This is a genomic window from Kocuria sp. NBRC 114282 (assembly GCF_030268385.1).
Classification (GTDB): domain Bacteria; phylum Actinomycetota; class Actinomycetes; order Actinomycetales; family Micrococcaceae; genus Kocuria; species Kocuria palustris.
Genome location: NZ_BSQO01000002.1, coordinates 462,374 through 485,878, shown reverse-complemented (window position 1 = coordinate 485,878; position 23,505 = coordinate 462,374). Strand labels below are relative to the sequence as shown.

The window sequence follows — 23,505 nt, the reverse complement described above, 5'->3', positions numbered from 1 at the left end:
CGGGGCCGCCCGCTCGCGCGGGGGCTTCCGGGGCGCTGCGGCCGGCGTCGGCTCAGGCCAGCCGGGACGTCCAGCCGCGGGTGTCCTCCACGGCGCCGGTCTGGATGCCGAGCAGCTGCTCGCGCAGGGCCATGGTGACCTCTCCGGGCCGGGCGTCGTCCGGGCCGATGGCCTCCTGGGGCGAGATCAGCCGACCGACCGGGGAGATGACCGCGGCGGTGCCGCAGGCGAAGACCTCCGTGAGGTGCCCGCTGCGCACGCCCTCGCGCCACTCGTCGAGCGTGAATCGTCGCTGCTCGACCGTCATCCCGCGGGCCTCGGCCAGCTCGATGATCGACGAGCGGGTCACGCCCTCCAGGATGGTCCCGGTCAGCTCGGGGGTCACCAGGCGGTCGTCGTCGAAGACGAAGAACACGTTCATGCCGCCGAGCTCCTCGACCGCGTGATCGCGGTTCGAATCGGTGAACAGCACCTGGGCGCAGCCGTGGGCCTCGCCCTCCATCTGGGCGATCAGCGAGGCCGCGTAGTTGCCGCCGCACTTGGCCGAGCCGGTCCCGCCCACGCCCGCGCGGGCGTAGTCCTGGGACAGCCAGATGTCGACGGTGTCGACCGTGCCGAAGTAGGAGCCCGCCGGAGAGGCGATCACGCAGAACAGGTAGCGGCGCGCGGGCCGGACCCCCAGGTAGGACTCCGTGGCGATCATGAACGGGCGCAGGTACAGCGACTGCCCGTCCCCCGAGGGCACCCAGTCCTGATCGGCGCTCACGAGCTCGCGCAGGGAGGCCAGGAAGAGCTCCTCGGGCAGCTCGGGCATGACCAGCCGCTGGGCGGAGCGGCGCAGCCGGCTCGCGTTGGACTCGGGGCGGAAGGTCCATACGGAGCCGTCGTCGTGCCGGTAGGCCTTCAGCCCCTCGAAGATCTCCTGCCCGTAGTGCAGCACGGCGGCCGCCGGGTCGAGCTGGAGCGGCCCGTAGGGCTGCAGGTGCGGGGTGCCCCACGAGCCCTCGCCCGACTCGACGTCGCCGGTCCACTCGATCGTGACCATGTGATCGGTGAAGTGCTGCCCGAAGCCGGGCGCGGCCAGGATCTCCTCGCGCTGCTGGGCGGTGGCCGGATTCGGGTTCGGGGTGCGCTGGAAGTCGATGCTCATGTCGGTTCCGTCGATTCTGCCGCGGCTGCGCGCGCGGCCTGCGCCCGGCTCGGGAGCCGGAGAGCCTGTGTGCTGGTGGTGCGGGAGCCCTGGCCTGATCAGGCCAGGGCGGCGACGACCGCGTCGCCGATCTGCTCGGTGCTGCGGCGCTGCGAGCCGGAGGCCTCCAGGTCGCGGCGCACGGCGTCGCGGATCTGCTGGGCCTGCTGGGGGTGTCCCAGGTGATCCAGCATCATGGCCCCCGCCAGGATCGAAGCGGTGGGGTCGGCGATGCCCTGTCCGGCGATATCCGGGGCCGAGCCGTGGACGGGCTCGAACATGGACGGCGCGGTGCGAGCGGCATTGATGTTGCCGCAGGGAGCCAGGCCGATGCCGCCGGAGACGGCGCCGGCGAGGTCGGTGATGATGTCGCCGAAGAGGTTGTCCGTGACGATGACGTCGAATCGAGCCGGATCCACGGTCATGTGGATGGTCGCGGCGTCGATGTGCATGTAGTCGACCTCGACCGCCGGGAATTCCTGGGCGATCGCATCCACCGTGCGCTGGTAGAGGCGCCCGGAGTGGACCAGGACGTTCTGCTTGTGCACGAGCGTCAGCTTGTGCCGGGCCCGCTCGGTCGCCAGCTCGAAGGCGTAGCGCACCAGGCGCTGCACGCCGTGGGCGGTGTTGATCGAGACCTCCGTGGCGATCTCCTGATCGGTGCCCTCGCGCAGGGCACCGCCGTTGCCGGTGTACGGGCCCTCGGTGCCCTCGCGGACCACGACGAAGTCGATGTTCCCGGGGTCGCTCAGCGGAGAGACCGCGCCGGGGAACAGCTCCGACGGGCGCAGGTTGATGTAGTGGTCCAGGCTGAAGCGCATCTTCAGCAGCATCTCGCGCTCGATGATCCCCGACGGGATCCGCTTGTCGCCAGGAGCCGCGCCCACAGCGCCGAAGAGGATGGCGTCATAGCCGCGCAGCTGCTCGAGCGTCTCATCCGGCAGGGTCTCCCCCGTGGCCAGCCAGTGCTCGGCGCCCAGCGGGAAGCTGGTCTCCTGCAGCTCGATCTCTGCCGGGGCGCACACCGCCGCCAGCACCTTCTGCGACTGGGCGACGACCTCCGGGCCGATCCCGTCCCCGGGGATCACGGCGATGCGGTGGGAGGCGGATGAGGCGGTGGCGGTGTTCTGCGCGGTCATGCCCCTCACGATACGACGGCGCGGGCCCGCCGTCCCCGGCCCGCGATGTCATCTCATGATGTGAGACGAGCGTCCACGTTGCGGGCAGGCAGGGCGCTCAATCCTTCGAGGGCTCCTCGTAGCGCGGGAAGACCGGCGTGGGCTTGGGCAGCGGTGCGCCGGGCACGAGCTCGCGCGACAGCGCGGTGAACTCGCGGTCCTGCGCTTCCTGCCCGAGCGCGTCGAGCAGGCGTGCGGCCGATCCGGGCATGACGGGCTGGACCAGCACCGCGACCGTGCGCACGACCTCGAGCGTGGACCACAGCACCGTGGCCATGCGCTCGGGATCGGTCTTGCGCAGCACCCACGGCTCCTGCGAGCTGAAGTAGCGGTTGCACTGCGCCACGACCTTCCAGATCTGCTCCAGACCGCGATGGAACTGGAGCGCGTCGAAGGCCTCGCGGACCTGCGGCAGCAGGGCGTGGGCGTCGTCGAGGATCTGGCGGTCCTCGGCCGTGAGCTCGCCCGGCTGCGGGGCGCGACCCTCGAGGTTCTTGGCCACCATGGACAGCGAGCGCTGAGCCAGGTTGCCGAGGTCATTCGACAGGTCCGAATCGATGCGCGAGACGATCGCCTCGTGCGAGTACGAGCCGTCCTGTCCGAAGGGGACCTCGCGCATGAGGAAGAAGCGCAGGGCGTCGAGGCCGTAGGCGCTGACCAGCGACTGCGGGTCGATCACGTTGCCCACGGACTTGGACATCTTCTCGCCCTGGTTGAACAGGAAGCCGTGCCCGAAGACCTTCCGCGGGACCGGCAGTCCGGCCGACATCAGGAAGGCCGGCCAGTAGACCGAGTGGAAGCGGATGATGTCCTTGCCGATGATGTGCACGTCCGCCGGCCAGAACTTCTGGAAGAGCTCGCCGTCGATATCCGGGTAGCCCACACCCGTCAGGTAGTTGGTCAGGGCGTCCACCCACACGTACATGACGTGATCCGGGTCCCCGGGCACGGGGACGCCCCAGTCGAAGGTGGTCCGCGAGATCGACAGGTCGCGCAGTCCGCCGCGCACGAATTCGGCGACCTCGTTGCTGCGCGACTGCGGGCCCACCAGCCCGTCCTCGTAGAGGGCCAGCAGACGGTCCTGATAGGCGGAGAGCCGGAAGAAGTAGGAGGACTCCTCGGTCCAGGTCAGCTCCGTGCCAGTGCCCTTGGACAGGCGCACGCCGTCGACGACCTCGGTCTCGTCCTCGGCGTAGTAGGCCTCGTCGCGCACCGAGTACCACCCCGAGTACGAGTCCAGGTAGATATCCCCGTTGGCCTCCATGCGCCGCCAGATCTCCTGCGAGGCCTCGTAGTGATCCGCATCCGTGGTGCGGATGAAGCGGTCGTAGGAGACCTGGAGCATGTCGTCCATGGACCGGAACGCGGCCGCGTTGCGATCGGCGAGCTGCTTGGGCGCGATGCCCTCGCGGTCGGCGGTCTGCTGCATCTTCTGGCCGTGCTCGTCGGTGCCGGTCAGGAAGCGGACGTCATAGCCGTCCAGGCGCTTGAACCGGGCCAGGACATCCGCGGCGATGGCCTCGTAGGCGTGCCCGATGTGCGGCGCCCCATTGGGGTACGAGATGGCGGTCGTGAGGTAGAACGCCGGTCGCGCGCTGGTCACGGTCTCGGGCTCGGGGGTCTCGGCGCTCACGTCGGCAGTCTGCTCAGAAGTCACGCGGACCATCGTAGCGGCGACGACCGCGCCCGCCCCACCGCCCGCGCCGTGCCCGCCCCGACACGGAGCGGCCACGATCCCGTCGAGTATTCACTTAAGCAATTTCATGTGAGACGCTGATCCTGCCCGCGACCGTCGGGCGTCTCCCAGCACGAAAGGCACGCGATGCGCAGCGAACTGTTCGCCCCGGATCACATGGAGCGCGAGACGCAGGACCAGTGGGCCCTGCAGTCCTCCAAGATGCTCCGGGTCAACATGTCCCAGGACATCATCGCCACCAAGGGCGCCATGGTGGCCTATCAGGGGCAGATGACCTTCACCCACGAGGGCTCCGGCTCCCTGGGCAAGTTCCTCAAGAAGGCCATGACCAGCGAGGGCGGGGCCATGATGCGCGTCTCCGGCCAGGGCGAGGTCTTCTTCGCGCGCCAGGCGCGCAACATCTTCCTGATCCAGCTCGAGGGCGAGGCCATCACGGTCGACTCCGACTCCCTGCTGGCCTTCGACGGCTCCCTGAACTGGGACATCAAGCGCATCCAGGGCGCGGGCTTCATGGCCGGCGGCCTGTTCAACCTCGAGCTGTCCGGTCACGGCTTCATCGCCGTGTGCTGCGACGGCGAGCCCATGGTCCTGGATGCCTCGACGCAGCCCACCTTCGTGGATCCCCAGGCCGCGGTGTGCTGGTCCACCAACCTGGCGCCGTCCATCAAGAACGACTTCAACTTCTCGGGCATGTTCCGCGGCGGCTCCGGGGAGGCCTTCCAGCTGGCCTTCCACGGCCCCGGCTTCGTGGTCGTCCAGCCCTCCGAGGGCGTTCCGGTGATCACCACCGGCAGCTGATCGGCTGCGCACAGCGCGACGGCGGCCTCCCCTCCTGATGGAGGGGAGGCCGCCGTCGTGATGAGGTGCTGCGCGGATCAGCGAGCGGCGGAGCCCTCGTTGTAGTCGGCGTCCGAGTCCGACCAGACGAACAGCTTGCGCAGCTCGCGGCCGACGGACTCGATCTTGTGGCCCTGGCCCTTCTCGCGCAGCTCCAGGAACTCCTTGGCCCCGTTGTCCTGGTCCTCGATGAACCGGCGGGCGAAGGTGCCGTCCTGGATGTCGGCGAGCACGGCCTGCATGTTCTCCTTGACCGACGGGTCGATCACACGCGGGCCGGAGACATAGTCGCCGTACTCGGCGGTGTCCGAGATCGACCAGCGCTGCTTGGAGATGCCGCCCTCGACCATCAGGTCGACGATCAGCTTGAGCTCGTGCAGGACCTCGAAGTAGGCGATCTCCGGCTGGTAGCCGGCCTCGGTCAGGGTCTCGAAGCCGTACTGGACCAGCTGGGACATGCCGCCGCACAGCACGGCCTGCTCGCCGAACAGGTCCGACTCGGTCTCCTCGGCGAAGGTCGTCTTGATGACGCCGGCGCGGGCGCCGCCGATGGCCTTCGCGTAGGACAGGGCGAGCTCGAGGGCCTTGCCGGAGGCGTCGACCTCCACGGCGACCAGGTCCGGGACGCCGCGGCCGGCCTCGAACTCGCGGCGCACGGTGTGGCCCGGGCCCTTGGGGGCGACCATGGCGACGTCGACGCCCTGGGGGGCCTCGATGTAGCCGTAGCGGATGTTGAAGCCGTGGGCGAAGAAGATCGCGTCGCCGTCCTTGAGGTTCGGCTGGATCGACTCGGCGTACACGGTGCGCTGGACCTGATCCGGGGTCAGGATCATGATGACGTCGGCCTCGGCGGCGGCCTCGGCCACCGTCAGGACGCGCAGGCCCTCGGCCTCGGCCTTGGCGCGCGAGCGGGAGCCCTCGGCCAGGCCGATGCGGACGTCGACGCCCGAGTCGCGCAGGTTCAGCGCGTGGGCGTGGCCCTGGGAGCCGTAGCCGATGACCGCGACCTTGCGGCCCTGGATGATCGAGAGGTCGGCGTCATCCTCGTAGAAGATCTCTGCTGCCATGTTCGTGTGCATCTCCTTGGGTGGGTGACCCGCAGCGGGTGCGGGCGTTTCGGTGCCGGCGCTGCGCCTGCGACGATGCCCCGTTCCGTGCTCGACGGCCCGGGGCGGGGCCGCATCAGTGGCGCAGCGCGCGGTCGGTGATGGACTTCGATCCGCGACCGAGCGCCAGCGTACCGGCACGGGCGATCTCGCGGATTCCGAAGGGCTGGAGGACCTCGAGCAGCGCTTCGAGCTTGTTCGAGGAGCCGGTTGCCTCGATGACGACCGAGTCCGGGGAGACGTCGATGATCGAGGCGCGGAAGAGGTCGGCGGCCTGGGTGACCTGCAGCCGCGTGGCCGCATCAGCCCGGACCTTGATCATGACGTGCTCCCGGGAGACCGAGGCCTCCGGGGCGAGCTCCACGATCTTGATCACGTTCACCAGCTTGTTCAGCTGCTTGGTGACCTGCTCGAGGGAGTGCGGGTCCGCGTTCACGACGACCGTGATGCGGGAGAGCCCCTCCTGGTCCGTGCCGCCCACGGCGAGCTGGTCGATGTTGAACGCGCGCCGGGCGAACAGGGCGGCCACACGGGTCAGGACGCCCGGCTTGTCCTCCACGAGGACCGAGAGGGTGTGTCGGGACTGCTCAGGCATCGTCCTGGTTCCAATCTGGCGTCATGTTCTGGGCGATCTGGATCAGGTCGTTCGCCACGCCGGAGGGCACCATGGGCCACACCATGGCGTCGGCGGAGACCACGAAGTCGATGACGACCGGGCGGTCGTTCACCTCCATGGCCGCGCGGATGGTCTCCTCGACGTCCTCCTCCCGCTCGCAGCGGAAGACGGCGCAGCCGTAGGCCTCGCCGAGCTTGAGGAAGTCGGGGACCCGCCGGGAGTCATGGCCCGTGTTCAGGTGGGTGTTCGAGTAGCGGCCGTCGTAGAACAGGGTCTGCCACTGCCGCACCATGCCCAGCGAGCCGTTGTTGATGACCGCGACCTTGATGTTGATCCCGTTGAGCGTGCACGTGGCCAGCTCCTGGTTGGTCATCTGGAAGCAGCCGTCGCCGTCGATGGCCCACACCGTGCGCTCAGGCTCGGCGACCTTGGCGCCCATGGCCGCCGGCACGGCGAAGCCCATGGTGCCCAGTCCGGCGGAGTTCAGCCACTGGCGCGGGCGCTCGTGGCGGATGAACTGCGAGGACCACATCTGGTGCTGGCCCACGCCCGCGGCGTAGACCGACTCCGGTCCGCTGAGCTCCGAGATCTTCTGGATCACGAGCTGCGGGCTGAGGTGGCCGTCCTCGGTGGGGGTCCAGCCGAGCGGGTAGGTCTCGCGCACGCCGTCGAGGATCTTCCACCAGTCGGCGAGGTCCGGCAGCTGCTGCGTGCCGGAGCGCAGCGCCTCGGAGAGATCCGGGATCACCGTGGCCAGATCGCCCACGATCGGGACGTCGGCGACGCGGTTCTTGGAGATCTCCGCGGGGTCGACGTCGGCATGGATGACCTTGGCGTTCGGGGCGAAGGAGGCGAGGACACCGGTCACGCGGTCGTCGAACCGAGCGCCCAGGGCGATCAGCAGGTCCGCCTGCTGCATGGCGTAGACGGCCGGCACCGTGCCGTGCATGCCCGGCATGCCCAGGTTCTGGGGGTGGGAGTCCGGGAAGACGCCGCGGGCGGTGAGGGTCGTGACGACCGGGGCGCCGGTGAGCTCGGCCAGCTCGGCCAGCTGCTCGGAGGCCTCCGCCTTGATCGTGCCGCCGCCGGCGTAGATCACCGGACGACGGGCCTCGCGGATCAGGCGCGCGGCCTCGCGGATCTGCTTGGCGTGGCCCCGGGCGATCGGGCGGTAGCCGACCAGGTCCAGGGTGGGCGGCCAGGAGAAGGTCGTGGACGCGACCTGCGCATCCTTGGCGATGTCCACCAGCACGGGGCCGGGACGGCCAGTCGAGGCGAGGTGGAAGGCCTCTGCCATGATGCGAGGGATCTCGTCGGCGTCGGTCACGAGGTAGGAGTGCTTGGTGACCGGCATGGTCATGCCCACGATGTCCGCCTCCTGGAAGGCGTCCGAGCCGATCAGGCTCGAGGCGACCTGACCGGTGATCGCGACCATGGGGATCGAGTCCATGTTGGCATCGGCCAGCGCGGTGACCAGGTTGGTGGCACCGGGCCCGGAGGTCGCGATGCACACGCCCACGCGCCCGGAGGCCATGGCGTAGCCCTCGGCCGCGTGCCCGGCGCCCTGCTCGTGGCGGACCAGGATGTGATTGATGCCCTCGGCGTCCATCAGGGGGTCGTAGGTGGGCAGGATGGCCCCGCCCGGCAGGCCGAAGACGTCCGTGACGCCCAGGGCCTGCAGGGACTTGATGACCGCCCCCGACCCGGTGGTCTCCTCCGGAGCGATCGTGGGGTTCGGCCCCATGACCCGCGGCATGACGACGCCCGAGTCGGAGGCCGCCTTCTGGTGCCCCGCACCCGTGCGCCGACTGGCCATCAGCGCGGGGCTGATCTCTGTTCCACTGCTCATGTCATCGTCCTTCGTGCCGAATCCTCAGCGCTGCGGTCCTCGGCCCAGCGGCCGTTGCAGACATTGTCCCCGATCCGAAGGCCTCCCGCGGCCCCCTGGCGCACGACGGCGCCGGGAGGTCTCGGGCATCTCGCCATCCTCCGGAAGCGGCCGCTCGCCGGCGCCCCGGGTGCCAAGGCGATCGTGCGGGCGGGCTGAACGAGCGAAGGCCCCGATCCATCCTGGTGCGGACGGGCGACGGGGCCTTCAGCTCGCGGGATGCTCAGCGCGCGTCAGACCGGTCGCCCGACTGGGACGACCAGCCCGGTCAGAATGACCGAGTGACGGCGCGCTGTGATCCACTGCATGTCGGCCATGCTCCGATGCCCCGCAAGGGCGTGTCAATCCTCGGGACGACCGTCCCGCATAGTGAGACAGGCCACGTCCGGGAGCACCAAGTGGACAGCGCCGGGAACCTCCGGTACATTCTTTCTTCGTCGTTCGACGGAGCACAGCTTCGCGAAACGGATTCCCCGCACCTCTCCTGGAGGTCCAGCGAGTCCGATTCTCGCCCTGTGGTAATGTCTTGCGGCGCAGATCGAAGGCGGCGGCAGCGTTCCGCTCCCCCAGATCGCATCCCGCGCCTCTAGCTCAATTGGCAGAGCAGCTGACTCTTAATCAGCGGGTTCTCGGTTCGAGTCCGAGGGGGCGCACAGGAAAGGCAAAGGGCCCGACTCCAGCTGGAGTCGGGCCCTTATGCATGAGCACCGTCATGAACGCCGCATGCCGCGCTCGCCGGGGCGCAGGGCCGGCCGGGCGCCGCGGCCTCAGACCGCCTCCGACCCCCCCGGCGCTGGAGCGGACTCGGCAGGGCGCTCACCCTGGTCCTCGGAGACCTCGTGGACCGCGCCCTGGGCATCGACATCGAACGTCCAGCGGGAGGCGCCGAGAGTGGAGATGATGTGCGCCAGGCTGCGGCGCAGCTGCTCGTCGCTCAGGGTGCCGTCGTCGATCAGCTCGCCCTCCAGGCGCGAGGCCTCGTCCAGGACGTTCCGGCCCGCCTCGGTGATCGAGACCAGGTGGCTGCGCCGATCCTTGAGATTGGGGCTGCGGCTGATGTGCCCGTGGCTCTCCAGCCGGTGCAGGGTCTTGCCCATGGTCTGCGCCTGGACCCGGACCTCCTGGGCGAGCCGGGCCTGGCTCAGCGTGCCGTGCTCGTGGAGCACGTCCAGCGCCATGTACCCGGCGTGGGTCACGCCCAGGGCCGCCAGCCGCTCGTTCCACGAGTGCTCGACGAGCCGGGCCGCCGTGGACAGGAGGCGATTGGTCGACCACTCGGAGTTCTCGGACATGACACGATTGTAACCATGACGAGGGAAGCAATCCTCACTGCCGCATGGGTCCGGCCCCGACTGCCGGATCAGGCCGATCTGCGACCATGTCAGCAGCACCCGACAGCGACGAAGGAGTCCGAACATGTCCCAGCGACTGACCCCCGGAGAGCAGGCCCCTGACTTCACCCTCACCGATGCCGCAGGCGAGGAGGTCACCCTGTCCGCGCTGCGCGGCAGGCGGGTCATCGTCTACTTCTACCCGAAGGCCTCCACCCCGGGCTGCACCACCCAGGCCTGCGACTTCCAGGACCGCCTGGAGCGCTTCCGCGCCGACGGCTTCGAGGTCCTGGGCATCTCCCCCGATGCCCCCGCCGCTCTCGAGCGCTTCGCGCAGAAGGAGTCGCTCGGCTTCCCCCTGCTCTCGGACCCCGATCACGAGGTCGCCGAGCGCTGGGGCGCCTGGGGCGAGAAGAAGAACTACGGCAAGGTCTACGAGGGACTGATCCGCTCCACGATCGTCGTCGACGCCGACGGCGTCGTCGAGCTCGCCCAGTACAACGTGCGCGCCAAGGGCCACGTGGCCAAGCTGCGCCGGGACCTCGGCCTGGAGGACTGAGGCGCTGCGGCCGTCGTCGTCGGCTCCGTCGACGGTATGATCGGGCGGCCCCCGCAGTGCGGGGCGAGCGCGAGTGGTGGAACTGGCAGACACGCAGGATTTAGGTTCCTGTGCTCCGGCGTGCGGGTTCGAGTCCCGCCTCGCGCACTCCCGCAGCGCGCCTGCTCATCGCCCGCGCGCTCCCGCACCGCCGTCCCCGACCGAGACCAGCCCCAGGAGGAATCGTGAGCGCCCAGCCGACCCGCCGAGCGCTGCTGCTCGGCGCCTCCGCCCTGGCGCTGGCCGGCTGCTCACGGGGATCGGAAGCCGACTCCGCCTCCGAGGAGCAGAGCGCATCGCAGCGGCCGTACGTGTTCGCCAATGCGGCCACGGCCCCCACGCTGGACCCCACGCTCACGGACAACGTGGAGACCAATCGCGTGGCCCGCCAGGTGCTCGACGGCCTCGTGGCCCCGGATTCCCTGACCGGCGAGGCCGTGCCCGCGCTCGCGGTGAGCTGGGCCGCCTCCGACGACGGACGCACCCTCGACTTCGCTCTGCGCCGCGACGTCGTCTTCCACGACGGCGAGAAGCTCACCGCCCAGAACGTCTGCCGCAACTTCGAGCGCTGGGCGGCGGCCTCCGTGCGAGACACCGCGACCGGGCGGCACAGCCTGTTCGATGCCATCTTCCGCCGCGGCACCCCCCAGGGAAGCCTCTACGACGGCTGCGAGGCGGTCGACGAGCACACCTTCCGCCTGCTGCTGACCCGCCGCTTCCCCGCCCTGGTCACGTGCCTGACGCACCCGGCCTTCGGGATCGCCTCGAGCGCCTCGATCGACGACGACACCGTCGGCACCGCGCCCGTGGGCACTGGGCCGTTCCGCGTGGTGCGCGGACTCGACCCGGGCGCAGGCCAGCTCCCGGACGATCCCATCGAGCTCGAGTCCTTCCCCGAGCACTGGAACGGCACCGGAGACATCGGCCGCCTGTCGTTCGTGGCGATCCTCGACCCCCGCATGCGCTACATCGCCCTGGAGACCGGACGCGTGGACGGCTACGACCTGGTCGGGCTCTCGGACTTCGCGCCGCTGGCCCGCGACGGAGTCCAGGTCCTGCAGCGCGACCCCTATGCCCTGTCCTACCTGGGCATCCACACCTCGTCGAAGTGGCTGGACTCCCTCGAGGTCCGCGGCGCGGTGATGTCCGCGATCGATCGGCAGGCGCTGGTGCGCGAGCACTACCCCGAGGGCACCGGGGTGGCCCAGGACTTCATGCCAGCCCGCTTCAACATCCCCGACGGCACCTCCGGATACCCCGGCTACAACCCGCAGGACGCGCGCCGGGCCCTCGAGGACGCCGGCTACGACGGCACGCCCCTGCGCTTCGCCTACCCCACCGGAGCCTCCCGCTCCTGGGCGCTGGAGCCGGAGCGGCTCTACGCCGACATCTCGGAGCAGCTGGTGCGCTGCGGGTTCGAGATCGCGCCGGTGCCGCTGCCCTGGAGCACCTACGCGCAGAGCCTGCGCACCCGCTCCGCCGATCACGACCTCTTCCTCAGCGGCCTCAGCGGCGGGCTGCGCGATCAGGACTTCTTCACGGCCGTGCTCTTCTCCGCGACCACCCCGGAGCTCGACCTGCGATCCGAGAGCCTCCACGAGCTCATCGAGGAGGCCGCGGAGGTCCCGGACGGCGAGCAGCGCCAGGAGCTCTACAGCAGAGTCGGCGACCAAGTCGCCCAGCACCGCGCCGCGCTGCCCCTGGCCTTCCCCATCACTGCCGTGGCCGTGAATCAGCGCACGGCGTCCTTCCCCCTGTCCTCCACGGGCTTCGAGCCCTTCCGCGAGGTCGAGCTCACCCAGTCGTGACCGCAGGCACGGCCCACGACGGAGTAGCCTGGGAGGCGACCACGCGCGCGGAGGCCCGGGTCCAGGGCAGCTGATCTCCGCGCCCGAGCAGACGGAGGCCTCTTCACGTGACCAAGACCATGGAATCCACCGACGTCGTCCTGGTGGGCGGCGGCATCATGTCCGCAACCCTGGGCGCCATGCTCACGGAACTCGAGCCGAGCTGGAGCATCACCCTGCTCGAGCGCCTCGACCACGTGGGCCAGGAGAGCTCGGCGGTGTGGAACAACGCCGGCACCGGGCACTCCGCCCTGTGCGAGCTCAACTACGCCCCGCGCGCCGCGGACGGCACGGTCGATGCCACCAAGGCCGTGAAGATCAACGAGCAGTTCCAGGTCTCGCGCCAGTTCTGGTCCACGCTCGTCACCGAGGGCAAGCTCGGCGAGCCGGGCTCGTTCATCAACCCGGTCCCGCACATCTCCATGGTCTTCAACGCGGACCACGTGGAGTACCTGCGGGCCCGCCACGAGTCCTTCTCGCAGCACAAGCTCTTCGAGCGCCTCGAGCTCTCCGAGGACCGCGACCAGATCGCCCAGTGGGCCCCGCTGACCCAGGAGGGCCGCGGCGCCGGCCCCGTGGCCGCTTCCTTCGCCCCGGAAGGCACCGACGTCAACTTCGGCGAGCTGACCCGCCAGCTGATCCGGCACATGGAGGCCAACGGCGCCGAGATCCGCACCGGCGTCCAGGTGCAGAACCTGGACCGCCAGCCGGACGGCACCTGGATCGTGCGCACCCAGAACCGCCTGAACTCGGAGGATTCCCGCGAGATCCGCGCCAAGTTCGTGTTCGTCGGCGCCGGCGGCGGAGCCCTGCCGCTGCTGCAGAAGTCGGGGATCCCGGAGATCAAGGGCTTCGGCGGCTTCCCGGTCTCCGGGCTGTGGCTGCGCAATTCCAACCCCAGCACCGCCGAGCGCCACGACGCCAAGGTCTACGGCCAGGCGGCCGTCGGCGCCCCGCCCATGTCGGTGCCGCACCTGGACACCCGCTACGAGAACGGGAAGAAGTCGCTGCTGTTCGGCCCCTACGGCGGCTTCAAGCCGAACTTCCTCAAGCAGGGCTCCCTGCTGGACCTGCCCAAGTCCGTGCGCCCCGACAACATCTACCCCATGGCCCGCGCAGGCCTGGCCAACCTGGACCTGGTCAAGTACCTGCTCTCCGAGCTGGCCAAGAACAAGGACCAGCGCATGGAGGCCCTGCGCGAGTTCTACCCGCAGGCCCAGGCCGAGGAGTGGGAGCTCGTCCACGCCGGCCAGCGCGTGCAGGTCATGCGCAAGGACAAGAAGAAGGGCGGCGTGCTGCAGTTCGGCACGGAGCTGATCACCGCCGACGACGGCTCGATCGCAGGCCTCCTGGGCGCCTCCCCGGGCGCCTCGACCGCGGTCCCGATCATGATCGACCTGCTGGGACGCTGCTTCCCGAACCACTCCGCGGCCTGGAAGTCCCGCCTCACCGACCTGATCCCCTCGCTGGGTCAGCAGCTCGATGAGAACCCGGCGCTGGCCGACGAGATCATGGGCCACACCGCAAAGACCCTCGGAATCCGATGAGCAGATAGCCTGCGAGCGCTTTCATGACGCACGCCTGAACGACGGCCTCCCATGCATATGCATGGGAGGCCGTCGTCGTCCCGGCCCGTCCTTCCGTGACGTTGCAGGCCACAGACACGGACGGAGACCGCCGTCGGAACTGTCCCCGACCTTTTCTCCGGACACAGGCGCCTTTCGGTGGACACGGAAGAATCATGCATTCGACTTGGATGACATATGATCTGGATCGTGCCCACCAGAGAATCTGACAACGACCCCGTAGAGACCTCCACCACTGCATGGGAGGCCCTGTACCGAGCCCAGGTCACCGTCATGCGCAAGCTCCAGCGACAGGAGGAGTTCGCGGATCTGTCCATGCGCGAATACGACGTCCTGTTCAACCTGGCCCGCTCCGACGCCCGCGGCATCCGCCTGAACGAGCTCAACGAGTATGTCCTCCTCACGCAGTCCAGCCTCTCCCGCATGCTCGAGAGGCTCGAGGCCAAGGGCCTCGTCCACCGCTGGCAGGATCCCCAGGACCTGCGCGGCCTGCGCATCAGGCTCACCGAGGACGGCAAGGACCTGCAGCAGCGCATCGCGGAGCACTTCGACCGCCACGTGCACGAGCTCATGGTCGCCGGGCTGGACTCGGAGGAGCTGCGCATCCTCACCCGGCTCTCCGATCGCCTGCGCCACAGCCTGACCGACTGATCCCCGCACGGACCTCCCCGGTCCGCGCCCTGCACCATGCGGACCCTGCCGCCTCGACCCGCCCTGCCCGGCGCGTCGGAGCGACGGGGGTCGCGCCGGCTCCCGGGTCCGCGGGCCGGATCTCAGTACACTGAACTCCCGGATCGCGACGGCCGCCCGAGCTCACGAGCGATCCGAGTTCCCCCTCGACCCTCAGCAAGGAGCCCCACGTGGCGAAGAACAACCTTCGCGAGACCCTGGAGCGCGCCGAGGCCCCCGCGGCCGAGAGCAGCTCGAAGCCGGACTCGCCGACCAAGATGAAGTGGGGCTATGTCCTCAAGCGGTCGTTTGCGGAGTTCACGCAGGACGGCTGCACGGACCTGGCCGCAGCGCTGACCTACTTCACGGTCTCGGCGATCTTCCCCGGCCTGCTGGCCGTCGTCTCCCTGCTGGGCGTGTTCGGCCAGGGCGAGCAGACCACGCAGGCGATCACCGGCTTCCTGGACGGACGCGTCCCGCCGGAGCTCAACGAGCTGCTCTCCGAGCCGATCAACAACCTCACCAGCTCGACCGGCGGCGGCATCATCGCCCTGATCATCGGTGTGGCCACCGGACTGTGGACGGCCTCCGGCTACGTCGGCGCGTTCTCCCGGGCCATGAACCGGATCTACGAGGTCGAGGAGGGCCGCGGCTTCGTCAAGCTCAAGCTGTCCATGCTGCTGACCACGCTGACGGTCGTGATCACCGTGGTGCTGATCTTCCTGATGATCCTGCTCTCCGGCGGCATCGCGGAGACCCTGGGCGATGCCATCGGCCTGGGCTCGACCGCCGTGACCGTGTGGAACATCGCCAAGTGGCCCGTCATCCTCGTGCTGCTCATGCTGCTCGTGGCCGTCCTGTACTACCGGACCCCCAACGTCCGCCAGCCCAAGTTCCGCTGGATCTCCCCCGGTGCGGTCTTCGCAATCCTGGGCGCGATCCTGGCCGCCGGCGCTTTCTCCGTCTACGCCACGCAGTTCGCCACGCAGACCGCCACCTACGGCGTCATCGGCGCCGTGATCCTGGGCCTGCTGGGCGTGTGGATCATCAACAACGTGCTCCTGCTGGGTGCCGAGATCGACGCCGAGGTCGAGCGGACGCGCGAGCTGCAGGCCGGCATCCCCGCCGAGGACACGCTGCAGCTGCCCCCGCGCGATGTCGGCACGGTCGTGGCGAACATCGAGAAGCAGGACAAGCTCATCGAGCAGGGCCGGCAGCTGCGCCTGGACTCGGACTCCGGGATCGACTACACGGCCAGTGGGAAGGACTCCGGCGCGGAGGGCGCCGACGAGGTCGCCCACTTCGATGACGAGGCCCGCTCCGTGCTCGACGAGCAGCGCCAGCGCGAGGTCTGAGACAGGCGGGCCAGGCACGACGTCTGTGCTGTTCGCTACAGTGGCGGGAGGCGCCGCGGCCCTGGTGCCGCGGCGCCTCCCGCCGTCTTGTCCAGGGTCGGCTGCGAGCATCTGTCCCGAACACGCACGAGGAGCGATCCAGCATGCATGAAGTCAAGGCCGTCGTCGTCAAGGCCAAGGACGAGGCCCCCGTCGTGGAGACCATCCTGGTCCCGGATCCGGGCCCCGGGGAGGCCCTGGTGGACATCCTGACCTGCGGGGTCTGCCAGACCGACATGCACTACCAGGTCGGCGGCGTCTCGGACGACTTCCCGTTCCTGCTCGGACACGAGGCCACCGGCCGCGTGGCCGCCATCGGCGAGGGCGTCACGGACATCGCCGTCGGCGACGAGGTCATCCTCAACTGGCGCGCCGTGTGCGGCCAGTGCCGCGCCTGCCACCGCGGCGAGCCCTGGTACTGCTTCGACACCCTCAACGCCACGCAGAAGATGACCCTGCAGGACGGCACCCCGCTTGAGCCCGCCCTGGGCATCGGCGCCTTCGCAGAGAAGACCCTGGTCGCCGCCGGTCAGTGCACTCGAATCCCGGGCGGTGCCCTCGAGCCGCAGCAGCGCGCGGCCGTCGGGCTGCTCGGCTGCGGCGTGACCGCCGGCCTGGGGGCGGTGCTGAACACCGGTGCCGTGAAGCGCGGCGAGTCCGTGGCCGTGATCGGCTGCGGCGGCGTGGGCACCGCGGCGATCGCCGGCGCTCAGCTGGGTGGAGCCACGCGGATCATCGCCGTGGACCTCGACGACGAGAAGCTGGCCACCGCCGAGTCCTTCGGCGCCACCCACAAGGTCAACTCCAAGGAGAAAGACCCCGTCGAGGCCATCCGCGAGATCACCGGCGGCCACGGCGCAGACCTGGTGATCGATGCCGTGGGCATCGCTCCCACCTTCCGCCAGGCCTTCGAGGCCCGTGACCTGGCCGGTCGCATGGTGCTGGTGGGCGTCCCGAACCCGGGCACGGTCACCGACATCGACCTGGCCGAGGTCTTCAGCCACGGCGGCTCCATCAAGTCCGCCTGGTACGGCGACACCCTGCCCGAGCGCGACTTCCCCATGTTCGTGGACCAGTACCGCCTGGGTCGACTGGACCTTGACAGCTTCGTCTCCGAGCGCATCACCATGGATGACGTCCAGTCCGCTTTCGAGAAGATGAAGCAGGGCCGCGTCCTGCGCTCGGTCGTGGAGGTGGGCGAATGAGCACCGCGCCACTGACCGTCGCCGCCTTCGCCGACGGCTCCGTGCGCGTCGAGCGCGTGGTGACCAGCGGGACCTTCTCCCTCGACGGAGGCACGTGGGAGGTGGAGAACAACGTCTGGATCGTCGGGGACGGCCAGCGCTGCCTGGTGATCGATCCCGCGCACTCCCCGGAGGCCGTGCGGGAGGCGGTGGCAGGCCGGGAGGTCGTGGCGGTCGTGCTGACCCACGGCCACGACGACCACGTGGGCGTGGCCCCGCAGGTGGCCCAGATGCTCGGGGCGCAGACCTGGCTGCATCCAGAGGATCGCGTGCTGTGGGACCAGACCCACCCGCAGACCGCCCCCGATCACGAGATCGCCGAGGGCACGCAGTTCCAGATCGGCTCCCTGAGCCTGCGCGCGCTGCACACTCCGGGCCACGCGCCCGGCTCGGTGTGCCTCTACGCCCCGGAGCTGGGCGTCGTGGACGACCAGGGCTCCCCCGTCGAGCCCCTGAGCGGCGTGGTGTTCTCCGGAGACACCCTCTTCCAGGGCGGTCCCGGAGCCACGGGGCGCTCGTACTCGGATTTCCCCACCATCGTCGAGTCCATCCGCGAGCGCCTGCTCACCCTGCCCGATTCCACGGCGGTGCTCACCGGGCATGGGGACTCCACCACGATCGGGGCCGAGGCCCCGCATGTCCAGGAGTGGCTCGACCGCGGCCACTGATCCGCGGACGCTGATCGATCGCGCCGATCCCGGGCCTCAGTCCTCCGAGAGCATCCTCGGAACGGACTCGGTGCCCGGGATCGGCCGTTCCCCCACCAGGTCCAGGGGCACGCGGCTGCGTCGCGCCATGAGCACGAAGACGGTCGCCAGAAGCGCCGCCGCCGCCAGGACGGGCAGCAGGGCGGCCGTCTCATAGCCGGCCAGGTCGCCCATGACACCGGCAAGGCCCACGCCCAGGCCCATCCCCACCTGGGTGAGGACGCTCGTGGCAGCAGTGAGTCCCCTGACCTCGCTCAGCGGGGTGATCAGCGGGACCGTGGAGAACACGGCCACCAGCGTGGGACCGATCGCAGCGCCCAGGACCGCCAGGATGAGGACCATTCCCAGCGGCCGCGACGGCAGAGACATCAGCAGCGTGGCGAGCACCGTCACCGCCCCGAAGAGCACCCACAGGTTCCAGGGACGACGCGGGCGCGCGCCTGCGGTGATCACCGCCGCCGCCCCAGCGGTGAGGCCCAGGGCCGCGAACTGGGCCCCGATCGTCTCGATGGCCTCGACCGAGGCCGTGAAGTAGACCAAGCACATCTGGATCGAGCCCAGCATCAGCCCGATGCACCCGACGCCCACCACCGGCAGGAAGCGCATGCGCCGCTGCGTGCGCAGCCTGCGTCGCATGGCGGAGTTGAGCGGCTGATGAGTCGGATCGACCAGATGGTCCTGGGCATCCTCGCCCAGGATGTCGGCGGTGGGGTGCAGCAGCAGAGCGGTCGTGCACAGCACGAGCAGCCCGGCGGCGGCCATAATCCCCAGCAGCGGCCCCAGCGTGATCGCCAGGACGCCCACGATGAGCGCGCCGAGCACCAGGGACACGGCGTCCATGACAGCGTCGTGGCGCATGCTCGGCAGGATCAGGTCGAGGCTGCGGCGCTGCTCCAGGATGGTGCGCCAGCGCAGCCGGGTCGCGTTGCCCAGCTGCGGCGCGGACAGCCCCGCCAGCAGGCACAGCAGCCACGGCCAGGGCGCGGTGGGCGCGTCCTGCGCCTGCTCCGAGAAGCGGAAGACGAGCCAGCAGATCACGCCCACGTGCAGCAGCGTGTGCAGCAGCAGGATCCACTGCCGGCGGCGGATCCGGTCGCCGCGCACCAGGGCCAGCACCGAGACCGCCTGGCCCAGGTGCACCGCGCCCGCGCAGGCGGCACCCCACAGCTCCTGCCCGGACACGGCGGTGACGTAGGTCAGCACCGTCAGCGGCAGGATGACCGACGGAAGCCGCACGATCAGGGTCAGCAGGAGGTACCAGTTGGAGACCACGCCTCGCAGGACGGGGTAGTCACCCACCATCAGGGTGCGCAGCTGCGCCCGTCGGGTGCGCCGATCGCGGCCGCTTCCCTCCTGCGGGGCAGAGCCGTCCTCGGCCGTCGTGTCCGAGGTGAGATCGCGGGCCTGGACGTCGGCTTCCGACGAGGCGCCGGGAGAAGGATCCGCAGGCGCGGCGCCGTCCCCTGCGACGGCGCCGCTGTACCCCGCAGCACCGAGCTCCGGGCCGCGTCCCGCCGTGCCCGCGCTGGCGATGCCGCCGATCGCCAGCGCGCGGTGGCCCCGGTCCGGCAGCGGCGTGGCCAGCTCTCCCGCACCGGACTCGCCGGAGCCCGCGGCGGCACCGCTGGGCCCGGAGCCGGTCGGCGCGTCTGCCCGTCCCTCGCCGGTGCTGCTGCGGGATGCCGACCACGAGCCGCCGGCGGCATGGTCGGCTGCGGGTTCGCGGCCGGTGCCGAGCCTGGCCCTGTCGCTCATGGCGCTCCTGGCTGTCGTGCGGACGGATTCACGGCACCGACTCTGCGCGGTGCTCGGCGCCCAGCCTAGCGCCGAGCGTCGGGGCGGCCCCGCGGGCCTCGTGCCGGGGCGCGTCCCAGCGCTTCTAGGATGGGGCCATGACCGCATCCTCGTCCTCGCCCGCGCTCTCGCCCGATCAGGGCACCCCGGCAGATCTCCCCGGGATCGCCGATCGGGTCCGCGCGATCATGCTCGCAGGGGCACTGGGGGACGCCCTGACGGCGCAGCCCGAGCCCGCGCAGGCCCCTGCGGCCCCGCCCGAGGGCGTCAGCACCGCAGCAGGAGGCCAGGTCCTCGGCATCCCGTCGCCCGGCGTCGCGCAGGGCGGCTCGCCCGGTGCGGGTGCGGCCTCTGGAGGAGCGGCGGCGACCATCGCGGACGCCGCAGCCGTCTCCGGTCCCACGACGCTCCAGCTTCAGCCGCTGCGGATCAGCGCCGACACCCAGCTGAGCCTCTACACGATGGACGGGCTGCTCGAGTCGATCGAATGGGCCTCGGCCGGTGAGGCCGCCGATGAGACCGCCTGCCAGTGGTTGGCGCAGCTGCGCTGGCTGCGCACCCAGGACGTCGAATGGCCGGAGTCCGCACCCTCCCCGCTGCCGCGCTGGATCGACGCCCACCAGGTGCTTCACGCAGATCACGGCCACCAGGGCCAGACGCTGGAGGCGCTGCTCACCGGCAGCATGGGCCTGGTCGAGCGCCCCGTGCTCCCAGAGGCCCAGGACCGGACTGCGGTGATCCGCTCGATCCCCTACGGCCTGCTTCCCGTGGGCTGGCGCTCGATCGCCCCGCTGAGCATCGATGCCGCCGCGATCACCCACGGACGGGCCGAGGCGCAGACGGCCGCGACCGCGCTGGCGCTCATGCTCCAAGCCGCGCAGGTCGAGGGCTGCCGGGGCTCGGAGGAGCCCGTGCGCACTGCCGCCGAGTCCGCCCTGGACGTGCTGGGCCGGCTCACCCGTCCCACCCGCGGCACCTCCGAGCTGCTCCAGGCCGTCCTCGACGGACGCGATCCGGACACCGCCGCGGGCGTGGCACAGGAGGCCGACACCCCGCAGGGGCAGGCAGACTCCGGCGCCGCTGGCAGCAGCGCCGAGCCGGACCGGGACACGTCGTCGAGAACGCTGGCCATCGGCCTGCGCTGCGCCCTGGAGGCCGAGCAGACAGGTGCCTCGGCGCCTGAGCTCTGGAAGACGGCCGTGGCCGCGGCCCAGCGGGAGCAGGGCTCGGACGCCCGCGGCAGCGCACCGCTGGCGGCGGCCTTGATCGCCGCCGCGCATGGCGGTGCGTCGCTGGAGGCTCAGCAGATCGGGCGGCTGGAGGCCCGGGAGGTCATCGAGGAGGCCTGCCAGCGGTGGGTGCAGCTGCTCGGCCTGACCGGCTGAGCGGTCGCCGCTGGGCTCGCAACCCGGCTCAGCGGCGCAGCAGGGCTCGCAGACGAGTGTCGATCCATTCATCGGCCCGAGCCACGGCCTGATTGACCTGCGCCGTGTCCAGATCCTGGACCAGCGTGTAGGCCACCGACTGCATGGGCATGATCCGTGCGTGCAGTCGGGCTCGGTGCAGGATCTCGGGCGGCAGGGCGCCGTCGAGGGTGGGCCAGCCGTACGAGCAGGCCAGTGCGGCCACGTCCTGCGCCGGATCGCCCAGGCTCGCGTGATCCCAGTCGATCACCCCGGCCAGCGCGTCACCGGACCAGATCATGTTCTGGCCCATCAGGTCCGAGTGCACGAGGTGAGGAGTCACCGTCTCCAGCTCGGCCAGATCCCGGATCGCGTGCCGGGCCAGCTCGCGGTTGCGCGGCAGCAGCCGCGGCACGACGTCGTCGAGCATGATCCGACGCCGACGATGACCGCCCCAATGCTGACCAGGGCGGTCCAGATAGGCCTCCAGCGGTGCGGTGTCGGTGGCCCACAGCTGCTCGAGCAGCGAGATCAGCTCCGCGGTGTCCACCCTGCCCCAGCGGTGCTCGCCGTGCACCCAGGACAGGGCGACCGCGCCGTGGCCTCGGCTGCCGTGCACGCGGCTCAGCGGCCGCGGCGTGGCGAAGGAGTACTCGGGCAGCCTGGAGAGGACCTCGGTGCGCCGTGCCAGGCTGCGCTTGGCGGCCGGGTTCTTGGCGATGCGCACGCACAGCCGGTCGTCGATCCCGACGACCACGTGCGCGGACCCGCTCGTGATGATCCGCCACGTGCTCGGATCCGGGTGCTCTCCGATCTCGCGCAGCGCGGCATCCACCACATCGGCGTACGGGAGCATGCGCTTCATGCCCAGGGCGACCACCTCAGCGCTCCTCTCCGGGCTCCGCTGCGGGAGCGCCCTGGGAGAGCAGGGCGACCAGGTGCGGCGCCAGGGCGGCCATGGCCTGTCCCCGGTGGCTGATCCGGTTCTTGTGCTCCGGATCGAGCTGGGCGCACGAGACGTCCAGGCCGTCGGGGCGCAGGACGGGGTCGTAGCCGAAGCCGCCGTCGCCGACCGGCTCGTGCAGCAGCGTGCCGCGCAGGTGCCCGAACTCGAGGTGCTCGGCTCCCTCCGGGAGCACCAGAGCTGCGGCGCACACGAAGCCCGCGGCACGGTGCTCATCGGGGATATCGCCCAGCTGGGCCAGCAGGAGCTCGAGATTGGCGGTGTCGTCGCCGTGGCGCCCCGCCCAGCGTGCCGAGAAGATGCCCGGGGCGCCGTGCAGGACGTCGACGGCCAGTCCGGAGTCATCGGCCACGGCAGGCAGGCCAGAGGCCTCGGCGGCCGCGTGCGCCTTGAGCAGCGCGTTGGCCTGGAAGGTCGTGCCGGTCTCACGGACGTCGGGCAGGCCCAGGGAGCCTGCGTCCACCACGGCGCGCTCGACGTCCAGACCGGGCAGCTCGGCTGCGATCATGGCCCGCAGCTCGGCGAGCTTGCCGGCGTTGTGCGTGGCCAGGACCAGGCGGGCGCCCGATGGGATGGATACCGCGGACGCGTCCGGATCTGGCTCGGGGTCCTCCGATGCGGATTCCACGGCCGCACTGGGGGCGGTCGATGCGGCGGCCTGGGAGGGGTCGTGCTGCTCAGGCATCGCGGCCCTCCGCGAGCGTGGCCGCCTGGATCCTCGCCAGATCGGCGCATCCGGCAACCGCCAGGTCCAGGAGGCCGTCGAGCTCGCTGCGATCGAACGGGGCGCCCTCGGCAGTGCCCTGGACCTCCACGAAGGTCCCGGAGCCGGTGACGACCACGTTCATGTCGGTCTCGGCGCGGACGTCCTCGACATAGGGCAGATCCAGCATGGGGACGCCGTCGATGATCCCGACCGAGACCGCGGCCACGGAGTCGGTGAGCGGATCGCCGGTGACCAGGCCCTGGCGTCGGGCCCACCCCATGGCTTCGCTCAGCGCCACATAGGCACCGGTGATCGATGCCGTGCGGGTGCCGCCGTCCGCCTGGAGGACATCGCAGTCCAGGACCACGGTGTTCTCGCCGAGCGCCTTCAGGTCGATCACGGAGCGCAGCGACCGGCCGATGAGCCGGGAGATCTCGTGGGTGCGGCCGCCGATCCTGCCCTTGACCGACTCGCGCTGCGAGCGCGTGCCGGTGGCCCGGGGAAGCATCGCGTACTCGGCGGTGACCCAGCCGCGGCCCTCGCCGCGCAGCCAGCGCGGAACGCCCTCGGTGACCGAGGCGGTGCACAGCACGCGAGTCTGCCCGAACTCGATCAGCGCCGAGCCCTCGGCCTGCGCGGACCAGCCGCGCGTGATGGTGATGGGACGCAGCTCGTCGACGGCGCGTCCGTCCGCTCGGGGTCCGCTCGCGGACGAGGATGCGGCGGGGGTCTCAGCCTCGGAAGTCATGGCG

Annotated in this window: 20 protein-coding genes and 2 tRNA genes; 11 read left to right on the top strand and 11 right to left on the bottom strand. The window is 70.5% G+C overall.

Features of this window, described 5'->3' with window-relative positions:
- Nucleotides 1-52: 52 nt before the first annotated feature.
- The 3 genes from QSJ40_RS05875 to metG form a co-directional block, all read right to left on the bottom strand.
- Nucleotides 53-1,150, bottom strand: a complete 1,098-nt coding sequence (locus QSJ40_RS05875; RefSeq protein ID WP_006215172.1) for a branched-chain amino acid aminotransferase — start codon at nucleotides 1,148-1,150, stop codon at nucleotides 53-55.
- 98 nt (nucleotides 1,151-1,248) lie between these two features.
- Nucleotides 1,249-2,328: a 3-isopropylmalate dehydrogenase gene (locus QSJ40_RS05870; protein WP_006215173.1), complete on the bottom strand. Its 1,080-nt coding sequence runs from the start codon at nucleotides 2,326-2,328 to the stop codon at nucleotides 1,249-1,251.
- A gap of 97 nt (nucleotides 2,329-2,425) precedes the next feature.
- A complete protein-coding gene (gene metG, locus QSJ40_RS05865; protein WP_081609541.1) occupies nucleotides 2,426-4,033 on the bottom strand; it encodes a methionine--tRNA ligase in 1,608 nt (535 codons plus the stop codon).
- A 156-nt stretch (nucleotides 4,034-4,189) separates the two neighbouring features.
- Between metG and QSJ40_RS05860 the strand changes: the two genes are divergently transcribed.
- Nucleotides 4,190-4,861, top strand: coding sequence for an AIM24 family protein (locus QSJ40_RS05860; RefSeq protein WP_006215175.1), 672 nt, complete (start codon nucleotides 4,190-4,192; stop codon nucleotides 4,859-4,861).
- 77 nt (nucleotides 4,862-4,938) lie between these two features.
- Here the strand turns inward: QSJ40_RS05860 and ilvC are convergent, their stop codons facing one another.
- The 3 genes from ilvC to QSJ40_RS05845 form a co-directional block, all read right to left on the bottom strand.
- Nucleotides 4,939-5,979 (bottom strand): ketol-acid reductoisomerase, encoded by a 1,041-nt coding sequence (gene ilvC, locus QSJ40_RS05855; protein ID WP_465053054.1) that lies wholly within the window; start codon nucleotides 5,977-5,979, stop codon nucleotides 4,939-4,941.
- Between the two features lie 103 nt (nucleotides 5,980-6,082).
- Complete coding sequence (ilvN, locus tag QSJ40_RS05850) at nucleotides 6,083-6,601, bottom strand: acetolactate synthase small subunit (RefSeq protein WP_024290754.1); 519 nt, start codon at nucleotides 6,599-6,601, stop codon at nucleotides 6,083-6,085.
- Nucleotides 6,594-8,471 (bottom strand): acetolactate synthase large subunit, encoded by a 1,878-nt coding sequence (locus QSJ40_RS05845; protein WP_024290755.1) that lies wholly within the window; start codon nucleotides 8,469-8,471, stop codon nucleotides 6,594-6,596. The genes ilvN and QSJ40_RS05845 overlap by 8 nt, the downstream gene beginning before the upstream one ends.
- Nucleotides 8,472-9,090: 619 nt before the next feature.
- Here QSJ40_RS05845 and QSJ40_RS05840 point away from each other — a divergent pair.
- Nucleotides 9,091-9,163, top strand: a tRNA-Lys gene (locus tag QSJ40_RS05840).
- Between the two features lie 114 nt (nucleotides 9,164-9,277).
- On the opposite strand, the gene QSJ40_RS05835 is transcribed toward QSJ40_RS05840, so the two are convergent.
- Nucleotides 9,278-9,802 (bottom strand): MarR family winged helix-turn-helix transcriptional regulator, encoded by a 525-nt coding sequence (locus QSJ40_RS05835; protein WP_285729533.1) that lies wholly within the window; start codon nucleotides 9,800-9,802, stop codon nucleotides 9,278-9,280.
- Nucleotides 9,803-9,926: 124 nt separating this feature from the next.
- Between QSJ40_RS05835 and bcp the strand changes: the two genes are divergently transcribed.
- The 8 genes from bcp to QSJ40_RS05795 all read left to right on the top strand — a co-directional run bounded on the left by bcp (nucleotide 9,927) and on the right by QSJ40_RS05795 (nucleotide 17,847).
- Nucleotides 9,927-10,400, top strand: coding sequence for a thioredoxin-dependent thiol peroxidase (bcp, locus tag QSJ40_RS05830; protein WP_285729531.1), 474 nt, complete (start codon nucleotides 9,927-9,929; stop codon nucleotides 10,398-10,400).
- 67 nt (nucleotides 10,401-10,467) lie between these two features.
- Nucleotides 10,468-10,547, top strand: a tRNA-Leu gene (locus tag QSJ40_RS05825).
- Between the two features lie 77 nt (nucleotides 10,548-10,624).
- On the top strand, nucleotides 10,625-12,247 hold the full coding sequence (locus tag QSJ40_RS05820; protein WP_024290758.1) for an ABC transporter substrate-binding protein: 1,623 nt from the start codon (nucleotides 10,625-10,627) through the stop codon (nucleotides 12,245-12,247).
- 107 nt (nucleotides 12,248-12,354) lie between these two features.
- Nucleotides 12,355-13,833 carry a malate:quinone oxidoreductase gene (locus tag QSJ40_RS05815; RefSeq protein WP_024290759.1) on the top strand — a complete coding sequence of 493 codons (1,479 nt, stop codon included), beginning with the start codon at nucleotides 12,355-12,357 and terminating at the stop codon, nucleotides 13,831-13,833.
- Between the two features lie 228 nt (nucleotides 13,834-14,061).
- On the top strand, nucleotides 14,062-14,523 hold the full coding sequence (locus QSJ40_RS05810) for a MarR family winged helix-turn-helix transcriptional regulator (protein WP_024290760.1): 462 nt from the start codon (nucleotides 14,062-14,064) through the stop codon (nucleotides 14,521-14,523).
- 209 nt (nucleotides 14,524-14,732) lie between these two features.
- On the top strand, nucleotides 14,733-15,896 hold the full coding sequence (locus QSJ40_RS05805; protein WP_053447165.1) for a YihY/virulence factor BrkB family protein: 1,164 nt from the start codon (nucleotides 14,733-14,735) through the stop codon (nucleotides 15,894-15,896).
- A 143-nt stretch (nucleotides 15,897-16,039) separates the two neighbouring features.
- The gene (locus QSJ40_RS05800) at nucleotides 16,040-17,140 is read left to right on the top strand and encodes an S-(hydroxymethyl)mycothiol dehydrogenase (protein WP_024290762.1); all 1,101 of its coding nucleotides are present in this window, start codon (nucleotides 16,040-16,042) and stop codon (nucleotides 17,138-17,140) included.
- A complete protein-coding gene (locus QSJ40_RS05795; RefSeq protein WP_285729526.1) occupies nucleotides 17,137-17,847 on the top strand; it encodes an MBL fold metallo-hydrolase in 711 nt (236 codons plus the stop codon). Before QSJ40_RS05800 ends, QSJ40_RS05795 begins: the two co-directional genes overlap by 4 nt.
- Before the next feature lie 36 nt (nucleotides 17,848-17,883).
- On the opposite strand, the gene QSJ40_RS05790 is transcribed toward QSJ40_RS05795, so the two are convergent.
- Nucleotides 17,884-19,641 (bottom strand): MFS transporter, encoded by a 1,758-nt coding sequence (locus tag QSJ40_RS05790; protein WP_285729524.1) that lies wholly within the window; start codon nucleotides 19,639-19,641, stop codon nucleotides 17,884-17,886.
- 137 nt (nucleotides 19,642-19,778) lie between these two features.
- On the opposite strand from QSJ40_RS05790, the gene QSJ40_RS05785 reads away from it, so the two are divergent.
- Nucleotides 19,779-21,065 carry an ADP-ribosylglycohydrolase family protein gene (locus QSJ40_RS05785; protein ID WP_285729522.1) on the top strand — a complete coding sequence of 429 codons (1,287 nt, stop codon included), beginning with the start codon at nucleotides 19,779-19,781 and terminating at the stop codon, nucleotides 21,063-21,065.
- Nucleotides 21,066-21,093: 28 nt separating this feature from the next.
- Here QSJ40_RS05785 and QSJ40_RS05780 read toward each other — a convergent pair whose 3' ends face one another.
- The 3 genes from QSJ40_RS05780 to rph are packed head-to-tail and all read right to left on the bottom strand — an operon-like array spanning nucleotide 21,094 to nucleotide 23,501.
- Nucleotides 21,094-21,963 carry a phosphotransferase family protein gene (locus QSJ40_RS05780; RefSeq protein ID WP_082330899.1) on the bottom strand — a complete coding sequence of 290 codons (870 nt, stop codon included), beginning with the start codon at nucleotides 21,961-21,963 and terminating at the stop codon, nucleotides 21,094-21,096.
- A gap of 1 nt (nucleotide 21,964) precedes the next feature.
- Nucleotides 21,965-22,732 carry an RdgB/HAM1 family non-canonical purine NTP pyrophosphatase gene (gene rdgB / locus QSJ40_RS05775; protein ID WP_235444588.1) on the bottom strand — a complete coding sequence of 256 codons (768 nt, stop codon included), beginning with the start codon at nucleotides 22,730-22,732 and terminating at the stop codon, nucleotides 21,965-21,967.
- Nucleotides 22,725-23,501 (bottom strand): ribonuclease PH, encoded by a 777-nt coding sequence (rph, locus tag QSJ40_RS05770; protein ID WP_006215193.1) that lies wholly within the window; start codon nucleotides 23,499-23,501, stop codon nucleotides 22,725-22,727. The genes rdgB and rph overlap by 8 nt, the downstream gene beginning before the upstream one ends.
- Nucleotides 23,502-23,505 lie beyond the last annotated feature (4 nt).

Bases quoted from the DNA above. Each gene is read 5' to 3' on its own strand.
- QSJ40_RS05875 (WP_006215172.1), bottom strand. From the start codon at position 1,150: ATGAGCATCGACTTCCAGCGCACCCCGAACCCGAATCCGGCCACCGCC.
- QSJ40_RS05870 (WP_006215173.1), bottom strand. From the start codon at position 2,328: ATGACCGCGCAGAACACCGCCACCGCCTCATCCGCCTCCCACCGCATC.
- metG (WP_081609541.1), bottom strand. From the start codon at position 4,033: ATGGTCCGCGTGACTTCTGAGCAGACTGCCGACGTGAGCGCCGAGACC.
- QSJ40_RS05860 (WP_006215175.1), top strand. From the start codon at position 4,190: ATGCGCAGCGAACTGTTCGCCCCGGATCACATGGAGCGCGAGACGCAG.
- ilvC (WP_465053054.1), bottom strand. From the start codon at position 5,979: ATGCACACGAACATGGCAGCAGAGATCTTCTACGAGGATGACGCCGAC.
- ilvN (WP_024290754.1), bottom strand. From the start codon at position 6,601: ATGCCTGAGCAGTCCCGACACACCCTCTCGGTCCTCGTGGAGGACAAG.
- QSJ40_RS05845 (WP_024290755.1), bottom strand. From the start codon at position 8,471: ATGAGCAGTGGAACAGAGATCAGCCCCGCGCTGATGGCCAGTCGGCGC.
- QSJ40_RS05835 (WP_285729533.1), bottom strand. From the start codon at position 9,802: ATGTCCGAGAACTCCGAGTGGTCGACCAATCGCCTCCTGTCCACGGCG.
- bcp (WP_285729531.1), top strand. From the start codon at position 9,927: ATGTCCCAGCGACTGACCCCCGGAGAGCAGGCCCCTGACTTCACCCTC.
- QSJ40_RS05800 (WP_024290762.1), top strand. From the start codon at position 16,040: ATGCATGAAGTCAAGGCCGTCGTCGTCAAGGCCAAGGACGAGGCCCCC.
- QSJ40_RS05795 (WP_285729526.1), top strand. From the start codon at position 17,137: ATGAGCACCGCGCCACTGACCGTCGCCGCCTTCGCCGACGGCTCCGTG.
- QSJ40_RS05790 (WP_285729524.1), bottom strand. From the start codon at position 19,641: ATGAGCGACAGGGCCAGGCTCGGCACCGGCCGCGAACCCGCAGCCGAC.
- QSJ40_RS05785 (WP_285729522.1), top strand. From the start codon at position 19,779: ATGACCGCATCCTCGTCCTCGCCCGCGCTCTCGCCCGATCAGGGCACC.
- rdgB (WP_235444588.1), bottom strand. From the start codon at position 22,732: ATGCCTGAGCAGCACGACCCCTCCCAGGCCGCCGCATCGACCGCCCCC.
- rph (WP_006215193.1), bottom strand. From the start codon at position 23,501: ATGACTTCCGAGGCTGAGACCCCCGCCGCATCCTCGTCCGCGAGCGGA.